Source organism: Sphingomonas lacunae (assembly GCF_012979535.1).
Taxonomy (GTDB): Bacteria; Pseudomonadota; Alphaproteobacteria; order Sphingomonadales; family Sphingomonadaceae; genus Sphingopyxis; species Sphingopyxis lacunae.
This window is the reverse complement of record NZ_CP053015.1, coordinates 72,241-85,726: the sequence shown is the minus strand read 5'-3', so window position 1 is coordinate 85,726 and position 13,486 is coordinate 72,241. Positions and strand designations below refer to the sequence as shown.

Genomic DNA, 13,486 nt, shown 5'->3' with positions numbered 1-13,486 from the left:
GTCGATGGTGGTCCGGGTGGGCCGCCAGGGATGCCGGTCCACAGGGGAGGACCCATGCCGTGAGTGACCTGACTCATCTGACGATTGCCTGTACCGCCTTTGTTGGCAGTCACTTGCTGCTATCGCACCCATTGCGGATGGGTTTGATCAAGGCGATGGGGCTCGGCCGGTTCATGGGGTTGTACTCGCTTGTCGCCCTTGTCACCTTTGGCTGGATCATCTGGGCGTGGATCCAGCTACCCGCGCATAATCCAGGCTGGGTCCCCGGTGATGCCGTTTGGGCGGTCGCAACCGGCCTCATGCTCTTGGCCTCCATTCTGCTTGCCGGTTCTTTCAACCGCAATCCCGCGCTGCCATCTCCCGACGCAGCGACCGCAGTCCATCGCAATCCGGTTGGCGTGTTTGCTATCACCCGCCACCCGATGATGTGGAGCATCGCCCTGTGGGCGATTGTCCATTTGTTGGTCTGGCCCACACCTGAAAATCACATCCTTGCCACAGCCATGCTGGTGCTGGCGCTGGTCGGTTCCGCGGGACAGGATCGCAAGAAGGCGGCGCTGATGGGCGATGCTTGGCGCGGCTGGTGCCAGCGTACCGCTTTCTTTCCCTTTGCCGGACAATTGACTGGCCGGATCGGCTGGGCTGCCACATGGCCGGGAATGGGCGCGTTGATCGGCGGCACCATCCTGTGGCTGGCCGCGACATGGGCGCATGTGCCTTTGGGCGGGCGGGTCGCTGCCGGTATCTGGCGCTGGTGGGGCGGTTGAGCCGCTCTCCGTTCAGATCCTGACCATCCGCATACCTGCCTCACCATAGCGGGGGCCAGCGGTGGCACCGCGTGGTGAGGCGGCGTCGAGCGCGGCAATATCCTCAGCGGTCAGGGCCAGCTCAGCAGCAGCGGCGCTGTCTTCCATCGTCACACGGCGCTTGGTACCGGGGATGGGCACAACGTCGTCGCCCTGGGCGAGCAGCCAGGCAAGGGCCACCTGTGCCGCGCTCACGCCATGTTTGGCGGCTACTGCCTGAACCGCCTCGACCACCTTGAAATTAGCCGCGAAGTTGTCGCCTTGCCAGCGGGGATCGGCGCGGCGCCAGTCATTGGCCGGCAACTGGTCAAAACTGGTGATTTCACCGGCAAGAAAGCCGCGGCCAAGCGGGGAATAGGGTACAAAGCCGATACCCAGCTCACGGCAGGTGGGCAGGATTTCGTCCTCCACATCGCGTTCCCAAAGGGAATATTCACTCTGCAACGCGGCGACCTGGTGCACGGCGTTGGCCTTGCGCAATCGCTCGGGCGCGGCTTCCGACAGGCCGATGTGCCTGATCTTGCCTTCGTGGACGAGGTCAGCGAGAGCACCCATCGTTTCCTCGATGGGCACATTGGGGTCCATCCGGTGCTGGTAGTAGAGGTCGATACACTCGATCCCAAGACGTTTCAGCGATCCTTCGACGGAGGCCCGCGCATTGGCAGGGCTGCCGTCAACACCGGTTATGCGGTTGCCGTCAAAACGGAAACCGAATTTGGTCGCGATGACCAATCCGTCGCGTTTGCCCCTTATGGCGGCACCGAGCAGTTCCTCGTTCTGGAAGGGGCCATAGATTTGTGCCGTATCGAAAAAGGTGACGCCCATCTCTATCGCGCGGTGGATGGTGCGCGTTGCTTCATCCAGGTCGGCGTCGGCACCATAGGTTATGTTGCCGCCCTTGATCATGGGCATGCAGCCAATGCCAATCGCAGAGACCTTTAACCCGTCACCCAGAGTGCGATACTGCATATATTGTCTCCTCCTGAAGGCCTTTATGCGCCCTCATCAACCTGCGGCGCAAGCAGATGCTGCGCGCGCCAATCGGCTGGCAGGTCAAACTCCCCCTGCCATAGCCCCCGCTTGGCTTCCCGCGCATCCGCTTCGGCATCGGCATAGGGCGATTCACCGCGCAACGCCGGGGACAGGGCGAGCCCCGCGCGCACCATCGCTTCGCCGAGATCAGCCTGCAAAGTGGAGGCGCAGCGGCCTATCTTGCGGCCATAGCGATCCTCTGCTGTCAATTCGCAGCGAATTCGTCCGGATGTTGACCAACTCTCAAGTTGAGCACGCGCCACCCGGCCGCATGGCCAGGGGGTGCCCCCGGCATCCTTGCAGTTCTGGTGATATTCCGGTGCGTCAATGCCCGCCAGCCTGATGGTTGCGCCATCCAGATCCAACGTATCCCCATCGCGCACCCGGACCACCGACCCGCTCAGCGTCTCGGGCGGGAACAGCCTGTCACCAAGCGCCCAGAGCCATAGCAATCCCGCCAGCAGCACCAGCGATCCGATCCGCCGAAACCATCGCCTCATGCGACGGTGCTGACCTCCGCCGTGTCATTGCGGCGCCCGACCGCACTGGTCACGGCCACATCCATCGACACATTGCCCAGCGTGCGGACAATGTCGGGCAGCGTTTCCACCGCCACCAGCAGCGCGAGCGCCTCGATCGGCACCCCCATGGCGAGCGAAATGGGAGCGATTGCGGAAATGAAGCTGATCGAGCCGGGCAGGCTGACCGACCCCAATGTGGTGGTGGCGGCGACGGCGACGCCAATGGCAAGCGTCAGCGGGGTCAGTTCAACCCCGGTCAAATAGGCGACATAGATGGCGACGGCCAGGTTCATCGCGGGGCCTGTGGCCCGGAACAGGGCGACGGCGAGGGGCAGGGTAACATCGGCGGTTGTTTCCGACACGCCCAATGCCTTTGAACCGCGCAGCATCGCTGGCAGCGATGCAAGGGAGCTTTGCGTCGAGATGGCCACCGCTTGTGCCGGGAGAACGGCCCGGGCGAAATCGCCCAGCCTTTTGCGTCCACCAATCACCGCCAGCGGATAGGCGGATGCCCAGACAATGGCCCCGACAGAAACGACAATCAGGATATAGTGCAGGAACACCCCAACAGCTGCCACTCCTGTGCGCGCGGCGACAACAAAGGCAAGCGCGCCGACACCAATGGGCGCGAGCATCAGCACCCAACCGATGATGACCAGCATGGCATCGCCCAAGGCTTCGAAGAAACCAGCGAGCCGGTCGCGCTTTTCCCCGTCCAGCCGGGTGATGGCGAGGGCGAAAACACAGGTGAAGATGATCAGCGGCAGGATGGCGTCATTGGCAGCGGCGCTGATCGGATTGGTCGGCACCATTGCCTTGATGAACTCGGCAAAGGGCGGGATCTCGCCAATTTCCGCCGCGTCGCTCAATCCGCCGATCAGCGCCTGGGCAGCGGCTGCCGGGATCGGAAAGGCTTCCAGCAAAAGCGGCGTCACCAGGGCGGCCATGATCGCCCCGCTCCACAAAATCGCGAAAAAGAAGACGATCGATGTCGCGGCCAGCTTGCCGGCCCTGGCGGCGGCAACTGATGTGACGATGCCGGTGATGAGCAGGGAGACAACCAAGGGAACAATGGTCATCTGCAACGCCCGCAGCCACAGGGAGCCGATCGGATCAAGGATCTGTGTGGCACTGTCCACCTGACCGGGAGCGAAATGGGCGAGGACAATGCCTGCCGTCAGGCCAGCGACCAGCGACGACAGGATCAATATGGGTGAAATGCGCATGGACGCGAGCGGGGAGCCGGACATGGACATCTTGTGCCCGTCCGCAACGATCACGGCAAGGGGGCAGGATCGTCCCGCTGCATGCGGGCCTGTCAGTCGTGGCAGGCATCTGTACCAGCCCTTTACACTGTCTGGCTTGCCCTGCACCTTGCCTTCAAAGACACTATCCAAGGGAGAGAGCAATGACCGAGCCCATCGGAACCTTTGGTGCCGCCCTCGCGCGCTGGGCTGCCGAAACGCCGCTACAGGCCGCGACCACCTTTGAAGGTGTGACCCAGGATTATGCTTCGCTCAATCAACGGGCCAGTCAGGTGGCCCGGGCGCTCCATGCTGAGGGCCTCGGCAAGGGCGACCGTATTGCCTATCTGGGCAAGAACAGCGACCGCGTCGCCGAACTTACCTGTGGCGCGGCACGCGCGGGTGTCGTTCTGGTGCCGATCATCTGGCGTTTGACCGGGGAGGAAATCAGCTACATCCTCGGTGACAGCGGAGCGAAACTCTTCTTTGTCGGTGACGCGCTTGAGGATGGAGCGGTGGCAGCCATGGCGGCATCGGGCGTTGATTTGCCCGTCATCGGCCTCGATCTGTCCGCGCCAAGGCCTGGCTGGCGGGATTTCGCCAGCTGGCGCGATGCCCAGCCGGGCGACGCTGTCGACTTTGGCGTTACGGCTGATGATGCGGTAATCCAGCTCTACACGTCCGGCACGACCGGCAAGCCAAAAGGCGCCGTTCTCAGCCACCGGAACGGGACTGCGCTCAAGCCATTGATCGAGGCTGCGGATGTGCCCTGGATGCAATCCGAACCGGGCGAAAGCGTGCTCAACTGCATGCCTTTTGCCCATATCGCCGGGGTCGGCACGGTCCTCGGCGCGGTCAATTCGGGGCATGAACTGGTTATCACCCGGGAATTTGATCCGGGCCAGACACTCGACATCATTCAGGACTTCAAGCTCAAGCGCTTCTTCCTTGTGCCCGCCGCTCTCAAATTCATGCTTGAACATCCCAAGGCAGCGAGCACCGATTTTTCCTCAATCCGCGCCTTCTCCTACGGCGCCAGCCCGATCCCGCTCGATTTGCTCAAGCGCGGCGTGGATGTGATGCAGTGCGACTTTGCGCAAATGTACGGCATGACCGAAACATGGGGCACGATTGTCACCCTGCCGCCAGAAGATCACCGACCGGAACGTGCCGACAAGATGCGCTCTGCCGGCAAGGCGTTGCCGGGCGTGGAACTCGCCATTCTTGACGAGGACGGCAATCACCTTCCCCCGAACATGGTTGGCGAGGTAGCGATCAAGTCGCCGACCAACATGATCGGCTATTGGAACAAGCCGGAAGAGACCGCCAAAACGCTGATCGGCGGTGGTTGGCTGCGCACCGGCGATGCCGGTCTGCTCGATGAGGAAGGCTATCTTTTCCTCCAGGATCGCATCAAGGACATGATCATCACCGGTGCCGAAAATGTCTATCCGGCGGAGGTGGAGAGCGCCATTTATGGTCATCCCGATGTTGCTGATGTAGCCGTCATCGGGGTGCCGGACGAAAAATGGGGGGAGGCGGTCAAGGCGATTGTTGTGCCCAAACCGGGCACCAGCCCTGACCCTGCGGACATCATTGCTTTTGCCCGCAGCCGCATTGCCGGTTTCAAATGCCCCAAGAGCATTGATTTCATCGATGCATTGCCACGCAACCCGTCAGGAAAGATCCTGCGACGGACCTTGCGTGAACCCTATTGGGAAGGGCGCGACCGTCGGGTAAACTGATCGTCGGACCATCAGGACGGAGGGGAGGGTTATCATGCGCCATGCCAGCCTGCCCCGACTGTTGGTGTTGCTCGTGCTGATCTTTTCGTTGCCCGCTTCTGCCCAGCGCCCTGTTTTCGGGCGGGCTGGCTCGCCCTATCTGGTGGTGCAGCGGGATGTTCTGGTAGGCGATGCCGCCCTTGCTGGAACGCCGTTACGCTGGCGCGTCGATCAGGCAGAGCAACTGCTGGCCCAATATGATCGGGCGGTGGATGATGGTTTGCCTGACATGGCGCGTCACGCCATTCCCCTGCGCGATGCACTGGCCGACGGCAGCCCGGCGCTTATTGATATTGCCGCCCGCCGTGCTGCGTTGCGCTTGCTTGAGGCACGCCGCTCCGGTTGTTGCAATGCGGCAGCACGGCGCGACTGGGACATCGTTGACGATGCATTGCCCGCGGCCGATGCGGCTCTCGATCAGGCGCTGATGACCAACCAGATCAATCGCCTTTTCAGCGAGGCCGATCCCCTGCATCCCTTCTATGCCGCATTGCGGTTGGCTTTGCGGCATGAGACCGACCCCGTTCGTCGACGCCAGTTGATGCTCAACATGGACCGGTGGCGCTGGATGCCGCGCGACTTGGGTCAGCGCTACATATTGGTCAACGCACCGGCCTTTGAAGCTGCCCTCTGGGAGAATGGGAGGGAGGTCATGCGCTGGCGCGTGGTCGTCGGCCGGGTCCGTTCGCGCACCCCCATTTTCTCGGCACAGGTGACGGGCGTCAATTTCAATCCCTGGTGGGAAATTCCTGCGAGCATCGTGGCTGAAAGCATTGCCTCCCTTCGCCGCAACAACCCTGCCGAATTCGCCCGGCGCGGCTATGTGGTGCAAAATGGTCGCTACCGGCAGAGGCCGGGGCCAGCCAATTCGCTGGGACGAATGAAGCTGGTTATGCCAAATGGCTATGCGGTGTTTCTGCACGATACGCCTGCTCAGTCACTGTTCGCGCAGGAAGTGCGGGTTGGTAGCCATGGCTGCGTTCGTGTCGCTGACGCGTTGAGCCTGGCGACAGCGTTGCTGTCCACGCGCTCTGATGGCTGGACCCGGAATGATACGGATGCGGTTGTTGCGTCAGGCCGGACAAGGACCATCATGCTGGACCGGCCTATCCCGGTCTACATCGCCTACTTCACCGCTGAACCCGATGGCGATGGCGAGATCCGCTATCTGCCTGACATTTACGGGCGCGACCGCATTTGACCCCAGACCTTAAGATCCAGTCCCGGAGAGAGAAAATGAAGCTTACCCACGAACATGAACAGCTCCGCCAGACCGCGGTCAAGGCCGTTGAGGAGCATATCAATCCATTTGTCGAGGAATGGGAAGAGGCCCAGATTTTTCCTGCGCACCAGGTGTTCAAGGCACTCGGCGACCTAGGTCTGCTCGGCATCAACAAGCCGGTTGAATATGGGGGACTCGGGCTCGACTACAGCTATGCCAGCGTGTTCAATGAGGCGCTGTCGACGATCCGCTCGGGCGGGGTCAAAATGGCGATTGGCGTGCAGACTGACATGGCTACCCCTGCGCTTGCCCGCTTTGGGTCGGATCATGTGCGCCGGGAGTTTCTGAAACCGTCAATCGCCGGGGATTTTGTGTCCTGCATCGGTGTCAGCGAGCCTCATGCCGGTTCTGACGTGGCGGCGATCAAAACGACCGCGCGCCGCGATGGGGACGATTATGTCATTTCGGGGGGCAAGATGTGGACGACCAGCGGAACACAGGCCGACTGGATGTGCCTGCTGGCCAACACCGGCGATGCCAGCGAAGGCATCCACAAGAACAAGTCGCTGATCTGCCTCCCGCTTCGCGAGAACGGCAAGCTGGTGAAGGGGGTCACAATCGCCCGCAAGCTCAAGAAAATGGGGATGCACGCTTCAGACACAGCCGAACTGTGGTTTGACGAGGTGCGGGTGCCGGTGCGCAACCTTATCGGTGAGGAAGGGGCCGGCTTTACATACCAAATGCTCCAGTTTCAGGAAGAGCGGCTCTATGCCGCTGTCGGCTCGGTTGCGGGTTGCGAGCGCATGATCGAACAAACCATTGATTATACACGTGAACGCCATGTCTTTGGTCAGCCATTGATTAACAATCAGGTGATCCATTTCCGTCTTGCCGAATTGGCGACGGAGGTGGAGGCCCTGCGCGCACTGACGTGGAAATGTGTTGAGGCCCATTGCAATGGAGAGGATGTCACCCGGCTGGCATCGATGGCCAAGCTCAAGGGTGGGCGGCTCCAGCGGGAGGTGGCCGACAGTTGCCTGCAATATTTTGGCGGTATGGGCTTCATGGATGAAACGCCCATCAGCCGTGCCTTCCGCGACGGTCGGTTGGGCTCGATTGGCGGTGGCGCAGATGAGGTGATGCTTGGAATTATCGCCAAGACCATGGGCATCATGCCTTCGCGGCGCTGATAGGCGATGGTGGGCATCGGTGCGGACCGTCGTTAGCGTACCGCACATGCTGCCCATCATGCCGGCGCGGCAGCGCTCGGTCGGGCCAACACCGAAGATTGATCAGGCCCGGTCGGCAGCTGTTTCGGTTACAGGATAACCGGCGTTGTCCGGGATGACGACAAAATAGGCGCCGTCGCGTTCGATCCTCTTTGGCTCGATCGTGACGATAGGCTGCTGTTTCGCTGCGGCCACGGCCTCTGCGATGCTCGATGACTGGCCAATGCGTTCCAATTGGCACCGGGTCGGGAAAATCACGTTGCGTTCGCCCTTCTCGCCCAGTTCCAGTGCCCTGGCCGGGGTCAGCCATTCGGCCGAGACGGTTTCCCACCCGTCACAGATCAACGGCTCATCGCTATCAAGCGCGCAGAGGAAGAACCAGGTATCGAAACGCTTGGGTGAGACCTTGGGCGTGATCCAGCGGGCAAAGGGCACCATCTCCCCCAATGGCAGCTTGCCGCCCGAAAGCCGGATGCGTTCAATGAAGGGTATGTCGTCTTCGGCGAGGTCGCTGCTAGTCGCGCAACTGGCGGGCAGCGCGCCTGTTTCCTCGAACACCTCGCGCCAACCGGCAATGCGCAACGCGATATGGTCCCGCTCGAGGCCCTGCGCGCCCTCGACAAAATTGTCCCAGCCGGGATGCGCGTCGGCGGCATCGACCTTGCCGCCGGGGAATACCAGCGCCGAGCCGAAAAAGGCTCCGGCGCCGCGCTTGACCATCATCACTTCCATAGCCCCGTCGCGCTCGCGCAATAGCAGCACGGTCGCTGCTGGCACTGCCGGCACGACTGTCTTGGCCTCAGGGGATTTCCAGGCATCGTTCATGGCTGCGTCACCGGCGGTTCCCAGCGTGACTCCGGCGGAAACACATCGTCGAAGCTGCCCCTGATCGACGGGCCGTACACCGGGTTGGGCAGGACGAACCAGCCATGGTTCCACAGGCTTGCGAAAGCCGGGCTCTCTGCCCGCTGCCGCCGTGCGGTGACAGTCAGGCCGCGCTCGTTGAATGTGTCGGCAATGTCGCCCAATTGGTCACCGACCAGCGCGACGACACAATATCGCGCACTGATCATCGCCCGCCGTCCATCCTTGCCGGTGCCGTCAGGCGCGTCGCCCATCAGATAGAGCGACTGGCCGTGGACAAAGTCCCCCAGCCCGGCCGCGCGCAGCGTGGCGATGGTCCCTTCGGCGTTGCCCTGCGTCCGGTTGGTGTTGACGATCACCGTCACACCGGCGGCGCGCATCCGGTTGAACGCCTCGATTGCACCCGGCGTCGCCACAGCATGACCCGCCCCGGTCCGTTCCCACGCCAGCCACAGTGCCGGGTCAAATGACTGGTTACGCAGGGCGAACTGGCGCATCGCCCCCAAATTCCAAAGCAATGTCTCGTCGGCATCAAAAACCGCCGCCGGCGGCCGGTCGCCGCATGGCACGCGGCGGGCATCAGATGCGGACGCACCCGGCTCGAGGACCACACTGAACACCGGTCGGTTGCGCGCCGCGGCTTCGGTGTAGCTCGCGATGCTGTCCCAGGTCTGGCGCATGGTGATGCTGCCTTCTGCCGAACCAAACAGCCATTGCTGTCCAGCGGGTGGACTCTCTGGCGTCGCGGCTTCCCCCACCTGGCTGGCAATCTGCGCCTGGGTCAGGGCAGGGGGCGTGGTGACTTGCGGCGCGGCCGGCGCGGTCGCCGCGCAGCCACCCAGCGCCAGTGCCGCGCCGCCCAGCATCAGGCTGACTGAAAAGCGCATCACCGTTTCCCTCATCCGTTCCTCCCGCGCCGCATCTTCGCCATCCCGCCGATCCAGCGCGGATAGCTGGCGGCCTTGTTGGCCATATAGCTTGCCACCTCGGCATGCGGCAGGATCAGGAATTCGCCCGCTTTCACCCCCTCGATGGCAATGTCGGCGACGACCTCGGGCGACAGGACGCCGTCGGCCAGCGCCGGGTGCGGTGCGCCCTTGGTGTCGCGGCGGATCATCGCTGTATCCACGCCCTGCGGGCACAGCATCGACACGCCGATGCCGTCATCCTTGTGCGCGATCGCCAGATGCTCGGCAAAGCCGATCGCGGCATGTTTGGTCGTTGAATAGGGGCCGCTGCCGATCTGGCTGAGCAGCCCGGCGGCGGAGATGGTGTGGAGAAAATGCCCGCTGCGCCGCTCACGCATCGCGGGGAGGCAGGCGCGCGCCGCATAGACATGCGCCATGACATTGACCGCCCAGCTGCGTTCCCAGCCGCTGTTCGGCGCCGATGTCGCATCGCTGAAATCGGCATCGACGTCGAGCACACCGGCATTGGAGCAGAACAGGTCGATGGGGCCATGCTTGGCCGCCGTGTCCGCGACCAGCGCCTGCACCTCGGCTTCCTTGCTGACGTCGCAGCGCTGCCAGTCGCAGCCGATGTCGGCGGCCAACTCGGCCAGACGGGTCGCGTCAAGATCGGCGATGACCACCGCCTTGACGCCCTCCCGCATCAGCCGCCGCGCCAGCGCCTGGCCGATGCCGCCCGCGCCCCCTGTTACCACCGCTACCTTGCCGGCCAGATCCATCGCTCTCTCCTTGGTTTGTTCAGGCGACTATGCACAGGCCGGCAGGGCAGGGGAAGGGCGCTGTTACTTGCCCTTCCAGTTCGGCGCCCGCTTTTCGGCAAAGGCCGCCGCACCTTCACGCGCGTCTTCGGACGCAAAGACCGGTCCGACGATCTCGAACTGCTTCTTCCACTGCTCTTCCTCGCTCCACAGGCGCGATTCGACGATCACCTGCTTGGAACGGGCCACGGCGAGCGGACCATTGGCGGCAATCGTCGCTGCCAGTTCGAGCGCCGCGTCAAGCGCAACGCCATCGGTGATGCGGTTGACTAGACCCAGCTCATGGCCGCGCTGCGCCGAGAAGAAATCACCGGTCAGCGCCATTTCCATCGCCACGCGATAGGGCAGCTGGCGCGGCAGGCGGATAAGGCCACCGGCAGCGGCGGCAAGGCCGCGCTTCACTTCGGGGATGCCGAACTTGGCATTGGCATTGGCGACGATCATGTCGCACGCCAGCGCGACTTCCATGCCGCCTGCCAGCGCATAGCCATCGACCGCGGCGATCAGCGGCTTCTTCGGCGGGGCTTCGGTCAGTCCGGCAAAGCCGCGTCCCGGAATGCTAGGCGTTTCACCGCGCAGGAAGCCCTTCAGGTCCATGCCCGAGCAGAAGGTGCCGCCCGCACCAGTGATGATGCCGACGAACAGGCTGTCGTCGCTGTCGAGCTGGTCGAGCGCCGCGGCCACGCCTTCGGCCAGCGCCTTGTTGGCGGCATTCTTGGCTTCGGGCCGGTTCATGGTGATGATCAGAACATTGCCGCGCACTTCGGTCAGGACGGCGGGGGCACTCTCGTCGGACATCTCTCTCTCCCTTGTGATGTGAAAAAGGCTGCGATCCCGCTCGCCCGGAATCGCAGCCCTCGTCAAGCTGTCAGTTGCACCGGCCCGCGCCGATGCTGTCAGGCCTTGGCCATGTTGATGATCTTGCGCTGGGTGAATTCGCGCAGGCCCTCTTCGCCCAGTTCGGTGCCGATGCCCGATTGCTTGGCCCCGGCAAAGGGTACATCGGGCGACAGGTCTGCATGCTTGTTGATCCAGATCGATCCGCTGTTCATCGCCCGGGCAACCTCCATCGCCCGGTCAAGATCGCTCGACCACACCGATCCGCCCAGACCATATTCAGAGGCATTGGCCCGCGCCACGACATCGGCTGTGTCGGACCAGCGGATCACCGGCAGCACCGGGCCAAACTGCTCCTCATCGACCAGCCGCGCGCCATCGCTGATATCGCGGACAATCGTCGGGCGGATGAAATAGCCGGGGCCGTCGGGCACTTCGCCACCGGCGGCGATGGTGCCATGGCCGCGCGCATCGTCGAGCAGCTCCTTGACCCGCTCATATTGCATCTTGTTCTGCAGCGGGCCGAACTGCGTCCCCTGCTCCAGACCGTCGCCAACGATCGCATTGTTGGCGAGCTCGGCAAGCTCATCGACCATTTCGTCATAGATCTTGTCGTGGACATAGAGCCGCTTGACCGCGATGCAAATCTGCCCGCTGTTGCCGAACGCGGCGCCGAACAGCTTCGGCGCGGTCTCCTTCACATTGACATCGTCGAGCACGATCGCCGCGTCATTGCCGCCCAGTTCGAGCGTCACGCGCTTGAGGCTGCCGGCCGCACCCGCCATCACCTTCTTGCCCGTCGCGGTCGATCCGGTGAAGCTGATCTTGTCGATTCCCGGATGCGCCGTCATCTCGCCGCCCAGGTCATTGGCGTCGGTGATGACATTGACCACGCCGGCCGGGAAAATATCCTTGAGCAGGCGCGCGATCATCAGCGTCGCCAGCGGTGTCGTCGCGGCCGGCTTGGCAACCACCGTGTTGCCGGCGAGCAGCGCCGGCGGCAGCTTGAAGCACATCAGGATGATCGGGAAATTCCACGGGATGATCGCGCCGACCACGCCCAGCGGATTGTAATGCGCCTCGACCCGGCGGGCATCATCATCGGCAATCACATCGACCGGCAGGTCGAGCGACGCAAAATAGCGGAAGAAGGCGGCACCGCCGTAGACATCCTCCATCGCCCCTTGCATCGGCTTGCCCTGTTCCTGCACCAGCACACGGGCAATCTCGGCACCATTGGCCTCGATCGCCTCGGCCGCCTTGACCAGCAAGGCCTTGCGTTCGGCAATCGGTGTCGCCGCCCAGGCGGGGAAGGCAGCGCGGGCGGCGTCAACCGCCGCGTCGAGCTGCGCCTTCGATGCGCGCGGACAGGTGGCGACCACCTCCTCATTCGCCGGGTTGATCACGTCCATGGTCATGTCGCCGTCGACCATCTGGCCGCCAATCAGCATCTGATAGTCACTCATGCTCTTCACTCTCCCTCCGGTCCGCTGATCGCCGACCTGTTGTTGTGTTCATGCAGCGTCACCCGCACCGCAGCGTCAACTGCCGCCCGCGTCAGGCGGGTTCGAGCGCTGCGGCAGCGGGCTGTTCCAGCGCCGATCTCAGCCGCTGTGCCAGTGCCGGGTCCATGCGGTGCTCGAACAGCGTCAGATGCTGCGTCAGCGCCTTGGTCACGGCTCCCGATCCCGCCTCTACCGGCTGGCCGCTTTCGCGAAAATATTCGAGCGAGAAACGGAAAATAATCGTCGCATTGATGACAAGATCGGCGAGCCGGGCACGCGGCCAGTCGAGCAGCCCATCGTCGATCAGCCGCGCATAATAGCTTTCAAGCTGCTGGTAATTCTGCCGGTACCAGCCCGGCTGCAACTCCGCCATGCGCGGGCCCTTGTCACCATATTCGATATGGTCGCGGTAAAGGAACCGCCAGTCGCGCAATTCCTTGCCAAAGGCGAGGACAAAGGCGGCATAATCATCCAGCAGGTCGCCGCCCGTCACCTCGCCCGGACGCAGCGCTAGCCGCTTGGCAATATCCTGTTCAAACTGGTCGATCAGCGCGTCGAGCAGGGACAGCTTGTTCTTGAAATGATACCATAAATTGCCCTCGGCAATGCCGACACTCGCCGCCAGGGCAGCGGTGGTGACATTGCCATAGCCCAGTTCGTTGAACAGCCGGCGGGCTTCGCCCAGAATGCGGTCGCGGGTATTACGTGCCATGGTC

13 protein-coding genes are annotated in these 13,486 nt (G+C 63.0%); 4 read left to right on the top strand and 9 right to left on the bottom strand.

The window, feature by feature from the left end; translation table 11 throughout:
- Positions 1–59 precede the first annotated feature (59 nt).
- Positions 60–767 carry an NnrU family protein gene (locus GV829_RS00335; RefSeq protein ID WP_246202918.1) on the top strand — a complete coding sequence of 236 codons (708 nt, stop codon included), beginning with the start codon at positions 60–62 and terminating at the stop codon, positions 765–767.
- A 12-nt stretch (positions 768–779) separates the two neighbouring features.
- Here the strand turns inward: GV829_RS00335 and GV829_RS00330 are convergent, their stop codons facing one another.
- Genes GV829_RS00330 through GV829_RS00320 form a run of 3 tightly spaced genes read right to left on the bottom strand, consistent with a single transcriptional unit; the run spans position 780 to position 3,609 of the window.
- Positions 780–1,775, bottom strand: coding sequence for an aldo/keto reductase (locus GV829_RS00330; RefSeq protein ID WP_169943300.1), 996 nt, complete (start codon positions 1,773–1,775; stop codon positions 780–782).
- A 23-nt stretch (positions 1,776–1,798) separates the two neighbouring features.
- Positions 1,799–2,338 (bottom strand): thermonuclease family protein, encoded by a 540-nt coding sequence (locus GV829_RS00325; protein ID WP_169943299.1) that lies wholly within the window; start codon positions 2,336–2,338, stop codon positions 1,799–1,801.
- A complete protein-coding gene (locus tag GV829_RS00320) occupies positions 2,335–3,609 on the bottom strand; it encodes a dicarboxylate/amino acid:cation symporter (protein ID WP_246202917.1) in 1,275 nt (424 codons plus the stop codon). Before GV829_RS00320 ends, GV829_RS00325 begins: the two co-directional genes overlap by 4 nt.
- A 158-nt stretch (positions 3,610–3,767) precedes the next feature.
- Between GV829_RS00320 and GV829_RS00315 the strand changes: the two genes are divergently transcribed.
- Genes GV829_RS00315 through GV829_RS00305 form a run of 3 tightly spaced genes read left to right on the top strand, consistent with a single transcriptional unit; the run spans position 3,768 to position 7,799 of the window.
- Positions 3,768–5,348, top strand: a complete 1,581-nt coding sequence (locus GV829_RS00315; RefSeq protein WP_169943298.1) for a long-chain-fatty-acid--CoA ligase — start codon at positions 3,768–3,770, stop codon at positions 5,346–5,348.
- A gap of 34 nt (positions 5,349–5,382) precedes the next feature.
- Positions 5,383–6,588 carry a L,D-transpeptidase family protein gene (locus tag GV829_RS00310; protein ID WP_246202916.1) on the top strand — a complete coding sequence of 402 codons (1,206 nt, stop codon included), beginning with the start codon at positions 5,383–5,385 and terminating at the stop codon, positions 6,586–6,588.
- 35 nt (positions 6,589–6,623) lie between these two features.
- Positions 6,624–7,799, top strand: coding sequence for an acyl-CoA dehydrogenase family protein (locus GV829_RS00305; protein ID WP_169943297.1), 1,176 nt, complete (start codon positions 6,624–6,626; stop codon positions 7,797–7,799).
- Positions 7,800–7,901: 102 nt separating this feature from the next.
- Here GV829_RS00305 and GV829_RS00300 read toward each other — a convergent pair whose 3' ends face one another.
- The 6 genes from GV829_RS00300 to GV829_RS00275 all read right to left on the bottom strand — a co-directional run bounded on the left by GV829_RS00300 (position 7,902) and on the right by GV829_RS00275 (position 13,482).
- Positions 7,902–8,663 (bottom strand): NUDIX hydrolase, encoded by a 762-nt coding sequence (locus tag GV829_RS00300; protein ID WP_169943296.1) that lies wholly within the window; start codon positions 8,661–8,663, stop codon positions 7,902–7,904.
- Positions 8,660–9,589, bottom strand: coding sequence for a 5'-nucleotidase, lipoprotein e(P4) family (locus GV829_RS00295; RefSeq protein WP_169943295.1), 930 nt, complete (start codon positions 9,587–9,589; stop codon positions 8,660–8,662). The genes GV829_RS00300 and GV829_RS00295 overlap by 4 nt, the downstream gene beginning before the upstream one ends.
- A gap of 11 nt (positions 9,590–9,600) precedes the next feature.
- On the bottom strand, positions 9,601–10,389 hold the full coding sequence (locus GV829_RS00290) for an SDR family oxidoreductase (protein ID WP_169943294.1): 789 nt from the start codon (positions 10,387–10,389) through the stop codon (positions 9,601–9,603).
- Between the two features lie 63 nt (positions 10,390–10,452).
- Positions 10,453–11,226 (bottom strand): crotonase/enoyl-CoA hydratase family protein, encoded by a 774-nt coding sequence (locus GV829_RS00285; RefSeq protein ID WP_169943293.1) that lies wholly within the window; start codon positions 11,224–11,226, stop codon positions 10,453–10,455.
- 98 nt (positions 11,227–11,324) lie between these two features.
- Positions 11,325–12,731 (bottom strand): aldehyde dehydrogenase family protein, encoded by a 1,407-nt coding sequence (locus GV829_RS00280; RefSeq protein ID WP_169943292.1) that lies wholly within the window; start codon positions 12,729–12,731, stop codon positions 11,325–11,327.
- A gap of 91 nt (positions 12,732–12,822) precedes the next feature.
- Positions 12,823–13,482 carry a TetR/AcrR family transcriptional regulator gene (locus tag GV829_RS00275; protein ID WP_169943291.1) on the bottom strand — a complete coding sequence of 220 codons (660 nt, stop codon included), beginning with the start codon at positions 13,480–13,482 and terminating at the stop codon, positions 12,823–12,825.
- Between the last annotated feature and the right edge of the window lie 4 nt (positions 13,483–13,486).